The sequence below is a fragment of the Flavobacteriales bacterium genome (assembly GCA_021739695.1).
Classification (GTDB): domain Bacteria; phylum Bacteroidota; class Bacteroidia; order UBA10329; family UBA10329; genus UBA10329.
Map to the genome: position 1 here is coordinate 72,626 of JAIPBM010000017.1, position 15,923 is coordinate 88,548.

Annotated in this window: 17 protein-coding genes; 8 read left to right on the forward strand and 9 right to left on the reverse strand. The window is 44.3% G+C overall.

Annotated elements, in window-relative coordinates:
• Nucleotides 1-116: 116 nt before the first annotated feature.
• The 4 genes from K9J17_11690 to K9J17_11705 all read right to left on the reverse strand — a co-directional run bounded on the left by K9J17_11690 (nucleotide 117) and on the right by K9J17_11705 (nucleotide 2,805).
• A complete protein-coding gene (locus K9J17_11690) occupies nucleotides 117-470 on the reverse strand; it encodes a hypothetical protein (protein MCF8277385.1) in 354 nt (117 codons plus the stop codon).
• Between the two features lie 179 nt (nucleotides 471-649).
• On the reverse strand, nucleotides 650-1,351 hold the full coding sequence (locus K9J17_11695) for a hypothetical protein (protein ID MCF8277386.1): 702 nt from the start codon (nucleotides 1,349-1,351) through the stop codon (nucleotides 650-652).
• 27 nt (nucleotides 1,352-1,378) lie between these two features.
• Nucleotides 1,379-2,065 (reverse strand): hypothetical protein, encoded by a 687-nt coding sequence (locus tag K9J17_11700; GenBank protein ID MCF8277387.1) that lies wholly within the window; start codon nucleotides 2,063-2,065, stop codon nucleotides 1,379-1,381.
• A gap of 77 nt (nucleotides 2,066-2,142) precedes the next feature.
• A complete protein-coding gene (locus tag K9J17_11705; GenBank protein ID MCF8277388.1) occupies nucleotides 2,143-2,805 on the reverse strand; it encodes a hypothetical protein in 663 nt (220 codons plus the stop codon).
• Between the two features lie 377 nt (nucleotides 2,806-3,182).
• On the opposite strand from K9J17_11705, the gene K9J17_11710 reads away from it, so the two are divergent.
• The 6 genes from K9J17_11710 to K9J17_11735 all read left to right on the forward strand — a co-directional run bounded on the left by K9J17_11710 (nucleotide 3,183) and on the right by K9J17_11735 (nucleotide 9,165).
• Complete coding sequence (locus K9J17_11710; GenBank protein MCF8277389.1) at nucleotides 3,183-4,328, forward strand: class I SAM-dependent rRNA methyltransferase; 1,146 nt, start codon at nucleotides 3,183-3,185, stop codon at nucleotides 4,326-4,328.
• Nucleotides 4,329-4,412: 84 nt separating this feature from the next.
• On the forward strand, nucleotides 4,413-5,750 hold the full coding sequence (locus K9J17_11715; GenBank protein ID MCF8277390.1) for an MATE family efflux transporter: 1,338 nt from the start codon (nucleotides 4,413-4,415) through the stop codon (nucleotides 5,748-5,750).
• A 134-nt stretch (nucleotides 5,751-5,884) separates the two neighbouring features.
• The gene (fmt, locus tag K9J17_11720; protein ID MCF8277391.1) at nucleotides 5,885-6,832 is read left to right on the forward strand and encodes a methionyl-tRNA formyltransferase; all 948 of its coding nucleotides are present in this window, start codon (nucleotides 5,885-5,887) and stop codon (nucleotides 6,830-6,832) included.
• Between the two features lie 199 nt (nucleotides 6,833-7,031).
• Entirely contained in the window at nucleotides 7,032-7,304 is a 273-nt protein-coding gene (locus K9J17_11725; protein ID MCF8277392.1) for an HU family DNA-binding protein, read from the forward strand.
• 64 nt (nucleotides 7,305-7,368) lie between these two features.
• A complete protein-coding gene (locus tag K9J17_11730; GenBank protein MCF8277393.1) occupies nucleotides 7,369-8,427 on the forward strand; it encodes an agmatinase family protein in 1,059 nt (352 codons plus the stop codon).
• Between the two features lie 51 nt (nucleotides 8,428-8,478).
• Nucleotides 8,479-9,165 (forward strand): RNA methyltransferase, encoded by a 687-nt coding sequence (locus tag K9J17_11735; GenBank protein MCF8277394.1) that lies wholly within the window; start codon nucleotides 8,479-8,481, stop codon nucleotides 9,163-9,165.
• Between the two features lie 5 nt (nucleotides 9,166-9,170).
• Here the strand turns inward: K9J17_11735 and K9J17_11740 are convergent, their stop codons facing one another.
• Together K9J17_11740 and K9J17_11745 are read right to left on the reverse strand one after the other, a co-directional pair.
• A complete protein-coding gene (locus K9J17_11740; GenBank protein MCF8277395.1) occupies nucleotides 9,171-10,487 on the reverse strand; it encodes a cellulase family glycosylhydrolase in 1,317 nt (438 codons plus the stop codon).
• A gap of 44 nt (nucleotides 10,488-10,531) precedes the next feature.
• A complete protein-coding gene (locus K9J17_11745; GenBank protein MCF8277396.1) occupies nucleotides 10,532-11,830 on the reverse strand; it encodes a hypothetical protein in 1,299 nt (432 codons plus the stop codon).
• A 356-nt stretch (nucleotides 11,831-12,186) separates the two neighbouring features.
• On the opposite strand from K9J17_11745, the gene K9J17_11750 reads away from it, so the two are divergent.
• Nucleotides 12,187-12,999: a sterol desaturase family protein gene (locus tag K9J17_11750; GenBank protein MCF8277397.1), complete on the forward strand. Its 813-nt coding sequence runs from the start codon at nucleotides 12,187-12,189 to the stop codon at nucleotides 12,997-12,999.
• Here the strand turns inward: K9J17_11750 and K9J17_11755 are convergent.
• Nucleotides 12,992-13,600 carry a hypothetical protein gene (locus K9J17_11755; GenBank protein ID MCF8277398.1) on the reverse strand — a complete coding sequence of 203 codons (609 nt, stop codon included), beginning with the start codon at nucleotides 13,598-13,600 and terminating at the stop codon, nucleotides 12,992-12,994. The genes K9J17_11750 and K9J17_11755 overlap by 8 nt on opposite strands.
• A gap of 71 nt (nucleotides 13,601-13,671) precedes the next feature.
• Complete coding sequence (locus tag K9J17_11760) at nucleotides 13,672-14,055, reverse strand: rhodanese-like domain-containing protein (protein MCF8277399.1); 384 nt, start codon at nucleotides 14,053-14,055, stop codon at nucleotides 13,672-13,674.
• A gap of 135 nt (nucleotides 14,056-14,190) precedes the next feature.
• Here K9J17_11760 and K9J17_11765 point away from each other — a divergent pair, with 135 nt between their 5' ends.
• Entirely contained in the window at nucleotides 14,191-14,817 is a 627-nt protein-coding gene (locus K9J17_11765) for a DUF975 family protein (protein MCF8277400.1), read from the forward strand.
• On the opposite strand, the gene K9J17_11770 is transcribed toward K9J17_11765, so the two are convergent.
• The coding region (locus tag K9J17_11770; protein ID MCF8277401.1) for an MFS transporter at nucleotides 14,793-15,923 on the reverse strand (1,131 nt) is incomplete at its 5' end. The genes K9J17_11765 and K9J17_11770 overlap by 25 nt on opposite strands.

The window sequence follows — 15,923 nt, forward strand, 5'->3', positions numbered from 1 at the left end:
TTGCCAACAAGGCAGCAAGCAAAATTACGCTGAATGGTTTTTTCATGGTCTTAAATGTATCGTTTTGATTGATTGCGAGAGGAAAGACAAGCACTTAGTCGGCTTTGTAAATTACATCAACCCCCTACATAATAGACTACTATCAGCATCACAGGAACAAGAAAAGGCAGTGAGAATGAAAACAAGCAACCAAGAATAAAAAGCCGTTGCCTGAAGCTCTCGTCATTCGTTTTATTGAACATTCGGTCTACAAACGAACCTAAACTGTAAAGCAGGTTCGCTACTACCATCATTATCATGTAACCAAATCCTTGAAAAGCAGTTGTGAAAATGGTGATTTCAAATCCAATGTCGTTTGCAAATAATAGCGAACCAACAATGGCATAAGTGAAAAAGGCCAGAATACCGGCAACTATCAACCCAATGTTGTAATGGTCTCTTCTATCTGACCACCATTGTCGGCTTGTCACCTGTTGATTTTGAATTGGCTTGTCAGCATTTTGCATTCGAAGTGATTAAATCAAGCTTTAACGAATTTCAGATCATCGGGCTCCCTTGGTTTCTCAGCTAATCAACATAGGGCTTTAGCTGCTTCGCATTACGCGCAGCACAGGAGTGGACAAACGGACCTTTATACAATAACAAATCATCATCGTTTCTTTAGAGCGGCAAAGTAGTAACAGTATCCAAAATTAATCTGGTGCTCCTTACCCACGTTATCCACATATCCGACCCCAGCATTAGGCACCTGTTCCAAATTACCGAACGTAAAGCTAAAAAGGTATCCAAGTGAAAAGCATGAGTGAGGACCTATAGGAAATCTTGCTACGATTTTACAAAGCGCTGCGGGAAAGAACTTTTTATCAATGTCATAAACAACATCTTTTTGAGGATATCCCAAATTATAGTATCCGTAACTTCCTCCCACAGGAATGAACATTCTTACACCCGCGCCTAGTATAAGATCGGTTCTTTTTTTAGGAAGGAGGTCAGTACCGTATGTGAGGTCAAAATTCACAGCACTCATACGGAGTAGGATATCGGGATTGTTGTTGCCATTTTCAGGATGGTAATTGTACCGATGAAATCCGTACCCAACATCCAGACCGATCCGTAAGCGACTATCCAAAAGCGATATATGGCAACCTAATTTCAATCCACCACCAACGTCTGCAGTCGCTTCATTACTAATGTAAACGACCGCTGTTTGCTCAAGCTCAATGTGGTCAATTATCGATTTAAAAACCATGGCACTATCAGATTTCTGACCCCTAGAGACAAACGCGATAGTAAGAAAGCTAACCACTACGATTAGTCTTGCGATTAGCTGATAAATGAATAGGCTTTTCATCTATTACAGGATTGATCGAACATATTCTTATTTGCGAAGAGCAAATCGATAACAATAACCTACTCGAAAATAATGTACTTGGCCTAAAATGGGTATTTCAAATTGCTTGCCATCAGGCGGATAAGGGGCTGGTGGATGGGTTACAAAGTAATTCTCAAGCTGGTCAGAATAATAAACCCCATTCGATTCAGTATTTGCTTTTGGCTTCACGCTCAAGAAGGTATAACTGAATGAATAGCTGAATGTCAATATCGAACGAAAGCTTACTGGCATTCTAAAGGAAAGCCCGCAAAGAATGGCAGGGACCGGTCTGTTTTCAATCTTAAAATAATGGCCATCTGCATAGATGTATGGCATGTAATATTGGAAATTGTAGAGTCCATTTGTAGGAATAAACATTCTTGCTCCAACATCAACAATAAGATCAACGGGGTGCTTGGCCAACAAATCGGTTCCTACCCTTAGATCAAGATTCACCATGTTCAGTTGTAGGTTAAGTGTTGTATTATCCGCCTTAAAGGCACCATTATGGCGGCCAAACCCTGCATCAATTCCCAGACGAAGTCTTCCGTTGTATAGTGGCAGATGCACACCCAGTTGCATGCCTCCACCAACCTTTGCTCCAGACCCAACGTGCAACGAAAACAATGATTCCAATTCTATCCGTTCTAGAACAGTCATATGCTTCTTTACACTGTCTGCCTCCTGAGCCATTGCAAGCATTGTTGAACAGTATAAGCACATAAAAATGGATAGTCTTGCAATAGGCTTATGAAGTCCAATGCATTTCATCAGTGTGGCGCGATGTAGTGATTTACGAGTTCAATCTGATCATCAATGTTCCGAAAATAATCAAATCTCTTTTGCTTAATAAGCCCGACATTCCGTGCATAATAACTGTCGGTGACGGTCGCTGGTGGCCCCCCATCTATGTGCCAATAATAAACTTCGTATGAGTACTTCATATGGATCACGTCCGAATAGATGACCCCATTAACTTGCATGGTATCCGATCGATCCACTGTTACCAAAGAAACAGTTATTCTGGCAGATCCACCATAATCTACCGTGGAATAGACCACTCCGATCAAGGTGTCTACGATGGGGTTAAATACTGTATTTAATTTCCCTTCCGGGGTCCAGACATACTGGTTATTGTAAACATGTCCACTTGGAAGATAGACCATGTCTTCGGACACAATCGGACAACTTATATCATCAGATGCAAGCCAGATAGGTACAGCTTCCCAATTGTGACAACTATCCCTACTTCCATTCGAATACTCCCACCACGAACCTGGATACCTCGCTAAAAAAATGGAAGGATAGATGGTGTCGTATGAATGGTGCTTATCAATGATATAACCGACTTCGCAGTACGGTTCTTTTATGCATCCCGAAATGGTCGCCACAAAGGCAATAACCAACGTGAGAGACACGGTCCTTATCGCCATGTTCGGTGCTTCCAATGACCGAAGTTATTTAAAATAACAATATAATATGCAACCAATCAACCATACTCGGTAGCCAATAGTCAGCGTAGTCCAACAATTCTTTTGCTACAGTCAAACGATATTCAATGACGTAAAACAACATTTGTTGAACAGCAACGATCATTTCTTGAGGGTTTGTTCAATAAACTGTGTTAGAAGCTCATTCCCGTATTTCGTTTCCCCTTTTTTTCATTATTCATTTTTAGTGCTTCCGATTTCGTACTTCGCGCTTCGTTATTCCTTTCACCTTTTCTCATTTTTCCTTTTCCCCTCATTACTTTCCCGTGTCTCTCATCACCCATCGTTCAACACCCTTTTAAAAAATACCTTTGCCGCCCATGAAAACGATCATTCTAAACAAAGGCAAAGAGAGTTCATTACTGAGAAAGCACCGTTGGGTGTTTTCGGGAGCCATTGCCAAAACTTCTGCAAAGCCTGAAAATGGCGAGTTGGTAAGCGTAGAGGATTCCTCCGGAAATTACATTGGCGCAGGCCATTACCATAATGGTTCTATTGCGGTACGCATACTCACTTTTGAGAAGGAACGCATTGACCAGACCTTCTGGAACGTACGTTTTCAGGAAGCATTTGCGGTTCGCAAGGGCTTGGGTTTGCTCTCAAAGGAAACCAACTGTTTCCGCCTCATTCATGCCGAGGGCGATGGACTGCCTGGTTGTGTGGTAGATATTTACAATGATTGCGCGGTGGTGCAAAGTCACACCGATGGCATGGCCAATTGCGCCAAAGAGATCACCAAAGCCTTAGAGAACATCAAAGGATTGAAGTTGAATTCCATCTATCATCGGAACTTGGCTTCCAAAACACATGCATTCCTGAAAGGAAAGAAGGAAGAAACCGAAGTGTTGGAGAATGGCCTTAAGTTCAAAGTGAACTGGGTGAACGGACAGAAGACTGGCTTTTTCATTGATCAACGGGATAACCGTGCATTGGTTGGGCAATACGCAAAAGGCAAAAAGGTGTTGAATACCTTCTGCTACACAGGAGGTTTCTCGGTCTATGCCTTGGCCAATGGAGCGAAGCAGGTAACATCCGTAGATATTTCCCAACCTGCTATTGATCTGGCTGCTGAGAATGCCACCATCAACGGCTTTGACAAGAACCATGAGGCTATTTGCGAAGATGCTTTCAAGTTTGTGGAGAAAGCCGATGGTTACGACATGATCATCCTCGATCCACCTGCATTTGCCAAATCGATAAAAGCCAGACATCGTGCTGTGCAGGGCTACAAGCGCCTGAATGAGACGGCTTTGAAAGTGATTGCCCCAAATAGTCTGCTGTTCACGTTTTCGTGCTCGCAGGTGGTCAATCCGCAGATGTTTGAAAGTGCGGTGCTTGCTGCTGCCATCAACGCTGGCAGAAACGTTCGTGTGCTCAAACGATTGGGCCATGCGGTCGATCATCCCGTGAACATTTATCATCCAGAAGGAGAATATCTGAAAGGCTTGATGTTGCATGTTTCCTAGAGTCAATCATTCAGACAGAATGGGATCTCTATTTTTTCCTAGAATCCACTCTCCCCTTCGGGGAGATGCCGAAGGCAGAGGGGTTTGAACGACACGATTTCATATCGTAACATCTGGCGCATCTCCTACCCGCTCATCCTCGGGTTTGTGGCGGTGACGATAATCAATGTGACCGATACTGCCTTCTTGGGAAGAGTGAGCGAAGTAGCCATCGGTGCGTCTGGACTTGGCGGCATCTATGTACTCATTATGCTAATGGCTGCATTCGGACTGGGAATTGGCGCGCAGATCATCATGGCGCGCTTTCATGGTGAAGAAAAGCCAGAGAAGATCGGACCTGTTTTCGACCATTTGATGTACATGCTTTTAGCCATGGCTGGAGGCATGATCGTCTTCCATTTCTTCTTTGCCGAGGAGATCTTGTCGCGAATCATCGCATCGGAAGCCATTCTTAAAAGTACGCTTGCTTACACCAACATCCGCGTTATTGGATTGATTCCTGCCGCCATTGTGGTGGGCTATCGCTGTTTCCTTACGGGAGTGAGCGACACACGCGCCATCTCCTACGCTGCAGGAATCATGGCGGCATTCAATTTCGTTTTCAACTACCTCTTTGTATTCGGGAATTGGGGCTTTCCGCGTATGGAGATTGAAGGAGCGGGCTACGCCTCAGTACTGTCGGAAACCTTCAGCTTGCTTTATCTCATTGGTTGGGTTCGCAGAAAGCGATTGGGCGTTCAGTTCAACTGCTTTCATTTCCCGAAACCGAATTTCAAACAGATTAGATCCATCATGCGGATTGCCACGCCTGTAATGGTGCAGCATATCGTTTCCATCGGTTCTTGGATGACGTTCTTTCTCATCATCGAAGGCATGGGCGAGCGCGAACTGGCAATCTCAAATGTTGTGAGAAGTGGCTATTCAGTACTGATGATTCCGTTGATCGGTATTGGCCAAGGAACACAGACCTTGGTAAGTAAACTCATTGGCCAAGGTGGAACGCACTTGGTTTGGACACTCATCAAGCGCCTGATACTGCTGACCGTGGCCTCATCTGTCGTATTGATGCTGCTCAACCTGATCAACCCGCGCTTATTGCTTTCTGTGTTCACGAACGATGCCACGCTGATCACAGATTCGATTCCAGTAGTTCACGTTATATCCATTTCCATTGTGCTTTTTGCGGTAGCAATGATTCTCCTATCCGTTGTTTCTGGAACAGGAAATACGCTGATGACGCTGCTTATTGAAATGAGTACGCTTATCATTTACCTCAATTTCACCTACAGAATGGTGCATCAGTGGCATCAACCATTAAATATGGTTTGGACTTCAGAGATCGTTTATTTCTCCTTTATGGGACTATTTTCCGCGCTCTATCTTTGGAGCGGAAAATGGAAAAATGCGAAGGTTCACGAATAACCTACTGTGATATCTTTTTTTGCCACTGATGCACAGATTAACACGGATTTTCACAGATGACATGAAAAACAATCGATGGAATCGGTGAAAATCAGTGAATCTGTGGCTATTAAAATGTCTTCGAAGTAAATAGAATGAATAAAGAAAGAATCATTTTTATGGGTACGCCCGATTTTGCTGTGGCAACGCTGAAAGCACTGTTGGATGCTGATGCTAATGTCGTGGGCGTCATCACAGCTCCCGATAGGCCAGCGGGGCGTGGCATGAAATTGCAACCATCGGCTGTAAAACAGTTTGCCGTTGAAAATGGTTTGCCCGTCCTCCAGCCAACCAACCTGAAGTCAGAAGAGTTTCTCAACGAATTGAAAGAACTGAAAGCTACGCTCCAAGTTGTGGTTGCATTCCGTATGCTGCCAGAAGTGGTTTGGAACATGCCAGAGAAAGGAACTTTCAATCTGCACGCTTCGCTCCTACCACAGTACCGCGGTGCCGCGCCAATCAATTGGGCCGTCATCAATGGCGAAAAGGAATCGGGTGTGACCACCTTTTTCCTGCAACATCAGATTGATACTGGAAACATCATTTTTCAGGTGAAAGTTGCCATTGCAGAGAACGAAACCGCTGGCGAACTGCATGATAAATTGATGACTGTTGGCGCCAAATTGGTAGTTAGAACACTTGAAGCGATAGAAAGTGGAAACGCACCTTCCATTCCTCAGACTACCATTGTTGGCGAACTGAAGGAAGCTCCAAAGCTGTTCAAAGAAACCTGCAAAATCAATTGGAATAAGAACGTAGATGAAGTTTTCAACCTGATCCGAGGCCTATCGCCCTACCCGACTGCTTACACAACACTTACTTCAGGCGATGAAGAAATTGGAATGAAGGTCTTTGAAACACGGAAAACGGAAAAAAAGGAAAAAGGCGAAAACGGATTCATCGCTAGTGAAAATCAATCCATGTTCATCAAATGTGCTGACGGCTGGTTGGAAATTCTAGAACTTCAAATGGCAGGAAAGAAACGCATGTCGACAGGAGATTTCTTGCGTGGATTTGACGTCACCAACTACCGCTGCAGCTAGTAGTTTTGTCGTTTACCTTTTTCGGACTAAAACACTAAATGCGCTGAATCCCTTTATTCACGGGCATTACAGCCGCAGTTATCAACAAACGATTGCTTTTATTAACAAAACCTTAGGTTTTAGTTGTGAGCCATTGTTGCGCTTTGCTTGCCGTATATATTTGAGGACTCAAACAGAGTCAAACCATTAATATTTTATCATGAACAAGGCAGAATTAATTGATCAAGTTGCCGCTGAAGCAGGTCTTTCTAAGGCAGACGCGAAAAGGGCTTTGGATGCATTTGTTAACGCTACTACAAAGGCGCTTAAAAATGGCGATCGTGTAGCATTGGTAGGATTCGGTTCGTTCTCGGTTTCTGACAGAGCTTCTAGAACAGGAAGAAACCCACAGACTGGAGCTGAAATCAAAATTGAAGCTAAAAAAGTAGTGCGCTTTAAAACCGGCAGCGAACTTGCTGACGCAGTGAAATAGTGAATGTGAATTAGTTGACAAGGAAAGGCTCCGAATACGGGGCCTTTCTTATTTTCGGGATATGATGAGCAAGCAGGAAAAGATTGACCGTTTTGACCCAAATGGTCCAGGATTGAAAGATTCTGGCCTGTTCGGTCTGCCTTTTAACGTTGATGAAGCTGAAGTGGTGATACTTCCCGTTCCGTGGGATGTGACCGTTTCTTTTGCCGATGGCACTTCAGAGGCGCCAGAAGCCATTCTGTGGGCATCCAAACAGATTGACCTCTATTATTCAGGTTACAAGGAAGCTTGGAAAATGGGAATCGCCATGGATGAAGTTCCAATGGATTGGTTGGACCTGAACAAGCATTATCGGAAAATGGCCCAAGAGGTTATCCGCAGGATTGAGAATGGCGCAGATGCTACAGGTCCGGAACTTGCTTCCTTACTAAAGGAGATAAACGAACAATGCAGCGAGTTGGTGGAATACGTGTATTCGTGCTCCTTGGCCCTACTGAAAGAAGGGAAACTGGTTGGAATTTTGGGTGGAGACCATAGCACACCGCTTGGGTTGATGAAAGCGCTTTCTGAAACCCACGATTCGTTTGGAATCTTACAGATAGATGCACATGCCGACCTCCGCAACGCCTACGAAGGCTTCAAGTATTCGCACGCAAGTATTATGACCAATGCGATGGAGCTTGAAAATGTAACTAAATTGGTTTCTGTTGGAGTTCGCGATGTGTGCGAAGAAGAAATGTCAACCATTTTCAACTCGAACGAACGGATTGTAGCCTTTTTTGATGAACAATTGAAGCACAAGGCCTTCTTTGGTCTAACGTGGGATACGGTTTGCAACGATATCGTGAACGAATTACCCCAAAACGTATACATCAGCTTCGATATTGATGGACTGGATCCTTCGCTCTGCCCTGCTACCGGAACACCTGTACCTGGCGGATTGAGCTTTGAAGAAGCCGTTTTTCTCATCAAGAAAGTGGTCAGTTCTGGAAGAACCATCATTGGTTTCGACCTGGTTGAAGTAGGACCTTCCACCAAAGATTGGGACCTGAATGTAGGGGCACGCATGCTGCTGCATCTCTGCAATTTGATGGGTGCTTCCAATGGTCGAATGCCTGAATGAAGCTTCTAGGAATAAGGTATTAGCTATTAGTTTAGTCACACAATTAATGTGATGAGCACGGAGAATCAACACGAGAAATTGCTCGAATATTTGCTTTCGTTCGTCACGCAGAACAAGCAAGAACTTATGGCCGCACGCCTGCTCGATCGCACGCGGCACGTAACGGTTATTTTAGAAGACATCTACCATTCGCAAAACGCCAATGCGGTGATCAGAACGGCCGAGTGCTTCGGTATTCAAGATGTGCACGTTATCGAAGATTCAAATATCTACGACCTCAATCCACGCGTGGTAAAAGGAGCCCTGAAATGGATAGACCTGCATCGCTACTCGCATCACGAATCAAATACCGAGTTCTGCTTGGAAAGATTGAAAGCAAAAGGATATTCCATTATTGCCGCCACACCACATACCCATAGCATTTCGCTACACGAACTGCCGCTTGATAAACCGATGGCTTTGATTTTCGGAAATGAGAAGCGCGGACTTTCAGCGCAAGCCTTAAGGCAGGCCGACCATTGCATGTATATACCAATGTACGGCTTCACAGAAAGCCTGAATATTTCGGTATCTGCGGCTATTTGCCTGCACTACATCACCACCAAACTGAGGCAATCTGAAATAAACTGGCAACTATCTGAGGAAGAACATCAGGAACTGAAATACCAGTGGATACGCAAAGTACTGAAGGACCCAGATGGTTTGGCTAAGCGGTATTTAGAAGATCACTCGAAGTAGTCGCATTATCGGACAATTAGCTTACGCACTATTCTATCTCCATTGGTTTCAACAGAAACAAGATATAATCCTGAGCTAAGCTGCTGATCAATAACAGTTTTATCGGAATTCAACTTTCCGGAAACGACAAGTTGCCCCAATTGATCATACACCTGAAACTGCCCCATCGTAGCGCTTGTTGAGTTTAGTTCCACCGTAAATTGACCATTGGAACTCGGATTTGGATAGATATGGAGCTGTGGTGAATCACCCTTTACAATCTCATCAACGCTCGTGAACGAATCATCTCCATACAGTCCCAAGTAGTACTTGAAACAGGGGTAAATGCTGTCTTCCGAAATGACATGCGAATTGAACATGGAGAAATCCCATTGCCAATCCCAATAAAACCATGGAATATCATTCTGAATCAATCGCGTGGCGTTGTAGTCGAGCCAATTGCACGCACTAGCGGAATCGCAGTAGCTACTCAATCCGAATTCCCCAAGGAAGATTGGCTTGTTGTAGGTCTGTTTCCACTCTATTAGGTTCTGCCATCCATCATAAAGCCAACCTTCGAAAAAGGTTGTATCTGAATTGGGAAATGGATTTCCGGAAGGAAAAAATGGATTGTGCCATGTAAGGCCTTGGTGCGAAAAATCCAATGGATCATACACGTGCCACGTGTAGATTAGATTGGTATCAGCCAACGGTTCAAAATCAGGCAAAACCATGGCCGTTCCTCCCCAATGTGGCGAGACAACAATGGAATGTTGCGTTGTATGTTGCCGAATGGAATCAATGGCATCGATGTACATGATCACTAAGGAATCCTTATCAAACAATAAGCTTGGTTCGTTCATCAACTCAAACATCACTCTTTCCGGATCAAGGTTTTGATAGCGTTCTGCCACCACTGCCCACATATGCGAAAACCGTGGAAGATCTTGCCGCCAAGTTTCGTTGGTCAGGTCCCAACCATGATGGTTATCGATCAACAGCTTCATGTTCAACTCGTCCGTCCATTGAATCACGCTATCCACCATGTCAAATAATAAATGTTCCGTATCAACGGTATAAGGTGCAATTGTATCAACCACAGCGTGGAAGTAAATAGGAAGCCGGATGGAACCGATGCCTGCCTCTTGCATCAGTTCAAGGTCTTGCTTTGTATAACCGTTACTAGTGGGCCAATTTCCGTCCCAACCGCGCTCAAGCCAGTTTGAGACATTCATTCCTTTACCAAGCGAGGCACAACGTTGGTCGGCTACAGTCTGTGCTTCAAGCCACAAAGGACCAAGACCGAACAAAATGATGAGCGGATAGATTATCGATTTGCGCATTCTGTGGTCAACTTTACCGAAAAATAAGATTACACTGTTAAGTGTTACAGGTAAGAGTGGTCTTTCCCGCCTTCTTTGAATTCCTTCTCTACCTTACGTTTTACTAAACCGCGCACCCAACGTTTGAATGGAGGCATCTCTTTCATTTTCGGATTCTTGCCGTGCTTTTTAAAGCGGTCGAAATAGTATTTGGAAGCAAGCACGGCAAAAGCAGCGCAAGTATTATGATCGAGGTGATCGCTTAGGTTATTTAACCTGATCTGATCAAATCCAGATGCTTTGATGCGTTCGTATGCTACTTCTGAGTTCATGTAGTTCACCTCCTTATCGCCTTTGCAGTAGCACAACTGAACAGGCGCTTTAGGTGTCCAATCGGTTAGGTTGTTCTCTTGCAATCTGAGTTTAAACGGAAAATTAGGATCTGTTTTGTACTCATTGATCAGATCGGCATCTACCACATCGCTTGGAATCTTAGGTAACAGTTTATCCAACTCCTCCAAGGTCCGTCTATCATTATGTTCGAAAAACGCTGGAAAAAGGGTATCGAATGGTGCTCTAAAAGCATCGTACGGATTCTTCGTGTCCAAAATGTGATACGCCTCTTGGTATGAAAGCAAGAGATACGGCAGATAGAATGGACGTGGATATTCCTGAAACATGTAATTCGCCTGTTCACCTGTCATATCATAAGCGCCAGACATAGGAGAAGATGCCGTTACCTGAAATCGTGGGTCGTTCAGTTCCTCCAGATATTTATGCGCAGCAAACGAAGCATGACCACCCTGAGAATAACCTGTAAGAAACAACTGGCCGCTCGGTTCCACTTCCAACTTCTTGTTCAGTTCGTCAATGGCCATTAGCATATAGATAAACGCATGCGCCTCTGACCAAGCGTGTTGGTAAAGGTGCTTTCCTTCGCCTTTTCCTATTCCATAGTAATCAGGATACATGGTGGCATAACCATCAGTAGCGTGCGCTAGGCAAATAAACTGCTGCGAATCGTCATCAGAAATAGTGCGCTCTTTCTGAATCTGCGTCCCATGACCGAACATCATATAAGGAACGGTCTTTTCCACTTTTGGCACATAGTAAATGCCAGAGGCATTTCGCCAAGTGCCGTCAATCCATTTCACGCGATATATTATCTCATAGATGTCTACCCCATTCTTTACTGGAAGCGCAATCTTAGGCACCTCCTTCTTTTTCCAAAGCTCATTGATGGTCTTTTTGGTATGCGATTTCACCAGCGTATAACTCACCAAATACGGTGCGTTTGGATCTGGATCGGTTGCAAAAGACGGAGAGGCAATGGCCAAAGCCAGTAGTAAAAGAAGTGTTCGCATAATTTATTTAGATGGAATAAGGACTCCGAAGTTACATTAATCAATCCTAAAAACTTTAACTGATTATCCAATTTGTGACAATCATAAAATCATTTCGCTAATAACCTGTGGTCATGAACAAACACATACAAGTCTCAGCTCCGAAGTTACTTTGCCAGGTGCTCGCAGGGCAAAGACTGATATAAAATCAAGGAATTTGATCCTTCCCAACAGCGGCTTATCACCAAATTCGAAAACAATCCATATTTGCATAGACCGAAACATACCATTTCCTGAGGCAATCGTTGCATTTGAATTGACGAGGCTGTTTGACACAACGCCATACTATTTTATTTAGTTGGCCCTAATTTCGCGCCATGCTAAAAGCCGCTCCTTACATCGATGCATTAGTAGTGTTGATCGCCTTAGGTTCCGGATTACTCCATCCTAGTATTTCGGTCTACTACCAAAGTGTCATATTTATTTTTCTCTGTATCAGCATTCCACTATTTGCTTTTGCATTTGCGGCTTATCTATACACTGAACGCCACGCTAACCGCATTCAAGGAAAGCGTAAGAAACCAGCACCAATCGCCATGGAAGCCTTTGGAACGGCACGTGCTGCCCTAATTGTTTCGTGCATGGCGGCTTGGCCGATGGGACTTTACAAATTGGGTTATCCGACTGGCATGGCCTGGACATTGGAAGAAATGGGTCTTACATGGTGGATGGCGCTCTTGCAGATCTATGGTGGAATCGTTTTGATTGATGCCATGACCTATTGGAAGCACCGATTACTGCACACCAAACTGTTCTTTCCATTCCATAAGCACCATCATTCTTTTAGAGATCCGACTCCGTTTGCTGGTTTTGCCGTGGGTCCTGTGGAAACGATTCTTACGTTTTGGCCATTGCTACTTATCTGTATTCCAGAGGCAAAGCATTTTGCACCGCTGTACTTCACAGCCATTGTATCGTTCGTTCTACTGAATCTCTATTTGCACAGTGGTATTCACTCCAAAGTATTGGAAGCGGTGTTGCCTAAATTCTTACTGAATTCCTCTGCATGGCATAATGTGCACCACAGCGATGTGAACGCCAATTTCGGAGAGGTTTCCTATTTCTGGGATAAGGTTTGCAAGACTTCAAGAGAAGACCTCAAAGCCAAAAAGGCTTCGGCTATCAGTTAACCCGAGTCAATTTGACGGTGGCCACGGGCAAGTGGATCTCCATCGCTTCCACTCTACCATTGTTAAGGTGATAAGTGCTTTTGCTCCCATCTTGGCACTTGATGTTCAAGGTCTTCTTTTCAGCATCACGTGTCATTTGCGCGTAGGTACAATCCTCTTCGCAGAAAACGCGTTCGCGTTTCCAATTAGGGTCGAAATAGAGTTTGATGAGCGAATAATCAGGCGCATCGTTGAAGTTCTTCACTCCTTCGTTTGAACGGACCACATACTTAGAACCATCATACTGAATGGTACTCCACTTTTCGCGTTCACCTTTATTCAAGTACTCATAATCGGATGAAAATAACTTCCCATTTCGGTATTCCACTTTGAAGATGCTCTCCTCTTCCCGCTTCATCCACAGAAAATCGGTTTTCCCCTTGGCGTTGAGCGTATAACGTTCAATCGAATCGTTGACCACCGTGTGCGTCAGCACCATCTCCCCGAATTTGAATCCGAAAACGCTCATGTCAAACACGATTCGCTCAGCATTGGCTGAATACGAGAATAGCACGAAAAGCAGCGCCAACAATTGAGTACTAACGAGTGAATGATTTTTCATTTTTCGTGGACTAAAATTAACCACGGATTCGAGGAAATGTTGCTCGCGATTAAAAGGAATTCAGCACTTGGTCAATCCTCTCGTAAAACGGAATAACCTCCTTCCAGATCATAGATCCGCGTAAATCCTACACGTTTTAACTTCATAGTTGCAATGGGACTTCGATGTGCCGTTTCGCAATAAACGAAGACCGTTCGGGTTGTATCAAGCAATTCAATCTTCTCGTCAAACCCACTTCCAATCACACTCATACTTTCTGCGCCTTCAATATGCCCGCGCTTATATTCCATCCGCGTTCGAATGTCAAGAACATAGGCTTTATCCACCTCTCTCAATTTGGCCAAGTAAGCTTCTTTAGGAAGTTGCTGAACAGTGGGAGAATTGTAAATAAGCTTGTTGCATCCAGAAAAGGCTATCAACCAAATTACCGCCACCAACTGAATAAAACTTTGCATACTGCAAGTAAGTCATTGAATGAAATTGAGACGTGATAACTGTCACTTACGGAAAAACGTGGATTTAATTTGATGACATGGTGTTTTCAAAACTGAGGGATAACATTAAATTCGTTAAACCTTTAAACCATCTGAATCATGACAGCAAATAGCATTTTAATGAGCGAAGCCCGTACCTCGTTGAACGGAAAATGGGGCATCGCAATAGGAACTTTTCTCGTTTACATGATTCTTGTGGGCGCGCTACAAGCAATTCCGACAATCGGTCCATTTATCGGGCTCGTAATTGGTGGCCCTTTTGCTCTTGGACTTATCATTTTCGCGAAGAACATCTCGAGCGGTAATGAAGCCAGATTGGAGCAGATCTTTGATGGCTTCAAAAACCTTGGTACAGCGCTTGCCACCTATTTACTTACTGCGGTTTTCACAATTCTATGGACTCTTCTACTGATCATTCCTGGCATCATCATGGGATTGGCCTATTCGCAAAGCATGTATATCATCTCAGACAATCCGGAAATGGGTGCTTATGATGCCATCGCGTTGAGCAAAAAGATGATGGATGGATACAAAATGAAGCTCTTTGGACTGATGCTCATGTTCTTTGGCCTCGGCCTACTTTGTGTATTTACGCTCGGCATCGCATTTCTTTGGTTGATGCCATTTGCGCAAGTAACAATGGTGAAGTTTTACGAAGACGTCAAAGCCGACTATGACGACTTGCATTCGAATGAAGATCAGTCGGAAGCCGTAGTCTCCTGACTCTCTTCTTTATTCAACGTCTCGTTGAAATCCAAATTCCGAAGGCTTGGAATCATGACGCCTGTTCCAACTACGGTCAGTAAGGTGATGATTCCACCGGCCACTACGGAGTTAACTGTTCCGATCATTCGGGCGGCCAAGCCACTTTCAAAAGCACCTAGTTCGTTTGAAGATCCAACAAACATCGAATTCACAGCAGACACGCGTCCACGCATGTGATCAGGAGTATATAGTTGAAGGATGGTTTGCCGAACCACCACGCTGATGCCATCCGTCACTCCGCTTAGGAACAGGGCAACGAGCGAAATCCAATAGATCTCTGATAATCCGAAAACGATTATGCAAAGACCGAAACCGAATATGGCGGCAAGTAGCTTCTTGCCTGCATTCTTATTCAAGGGAAAGTAGGCCACGAACATCATAATGAGAAACGAACCAACTGCTGGTGCTGCCCGTAGAAAACCGAATCCGACAGAACCAACTTTCAGAATATCCTGCGCATAGATAGGAAGCAAGGCTACGGCCCCGCCAAAAAGAACCGCAAACATATCGAGTGAAATGGCCCCAAGCACTTCCTTGGTGCGAAACACAAACCGAAGCCCTTCTTTCAGACTTTGTGCAATTGGTTCACCCGTCTTTTTGTTCTGGATTTCCTGATTCGGTATGCTAAAAAGCAACAACAAGGCAATGATTGCAATTGCCACAATCAGCAGCATGGACCAATGAACACCTAGGTAGCCGATGGTCAGACCACCAATGGCAGGCCCGGCCACCGCGCCAGATTGCCAAGCCACGCTACTCCAAGTAGCTCCATTTGGATATGCATTCTTAGGAACAACCTGTGAAAACAATGAAAAGACCGTTGGACCAATGAACGAACGCACAATTCCGCCAAGAAAGACAACACCGTAAATAGCTTGAACCAATGTTTCTGTTGTGAATCCATCAGTCACAACAGGCCAAGTAAGAAGAAACAAACCAGTACTAAGTACCAAGAAACCGAGAATGCATTTCACCAGTAGATTCCGCTTTTCCGATTGATCGACAATATGCCCAGCAAACAAAGCCATAGACATGGCCGGAATCACTTCCATCAATCCGATCAA

Bases quoted from the DNA above. Each gene is read 5' to 3' on its own strand.
- K9J17_11760 (MCF8277399.1), bottom strand. From the start codon at position 14,055: ATGCAAAGTTTTATTCAGTTGGTGGCGGTAATTTGGTTGATAGCCTTT.
- K9J17_11750 (MCF8277397.1), top strand. From the start codon at position 12,187: ATGCTAAAAGCCGCTCCTTACATCGATGCATTAGTAGTGTTGATCGCC.
- K9J17_11725 (MCF8277392.1), top strand. From the start codon at position 7,032: ATGAACAAGGCAGAATTAATTGATCAAGTTGCCGCTGAAGCAGGTCTT.
- K9J17_11745 (MCF8277396.1), bottom strand. From the start codon at position 11,830: ATGCGAACACTTCTTTTACTACTGGCTTTGGCCATTGCCTCTCCGTCT.
- K9J17_11710 (MCF8277389.1), top strand. From the start codon at position 3,183: ATGAAAACGATCATTCTAAACAAAGGCAAAGAGAGTTCATTACTGAGA.
- K9J17_11695 (MCF8277386.1), bottom strand. From the start codon at position 1,351: ATGAAAAGCCTATTCATTTATCAGCTAATCGCAAGACTAATCGTAGTG.
- K9J17_11755 (MCF8277398.1), bottom strand. From the start codon at position 13,600: ATGAAAAATCATTCACTCGTTAGTACTCAATTGTTGGCGCTGCTTTTC.
- K9J17_11730 (MCF8277393.1), top strand. From the start codon at position 7,369: ATGAGCAAGCAGGAAAAGATTGACCGTTTTGACCCAAATGGTCCAGGA.
- K9J17_11705 (MCF8277388.1), bottom strand. From the start codon at position 2,805: ATGGCGATAAGGACCGTGTCTCTCACGTTGGTTATTGCCTTTGTGGCG.
- K9J17_11735 (MCF8277394.1), top strand. From the start codon at position 8,479: ATGAGCACGGAGAATCAACACGAGAAATTGCTCGAATATTTGCTTTCG.
- fmt (MCF8277391.1), top strand. From the start codon at position 5,885: ATGAATAAAGAAAGAATCATTTTTATGGGTACGCCCGATTTTGCTGTG.
- K9J17_11700 (MCF8277387.1), bottom strand. From the start codon at position 2,065: ATGGCTCAGGAGGCAGACAGTGTAAAGAAGCATATGACTGTTCTAGAA.
- K9J17_11740 (MCF8277395.1), bottom strand. From the start codon at position 10,487: ATGCGCAAATCGATAATCTATCCGCTCATCATTTTGTTCGGTCTTGGT.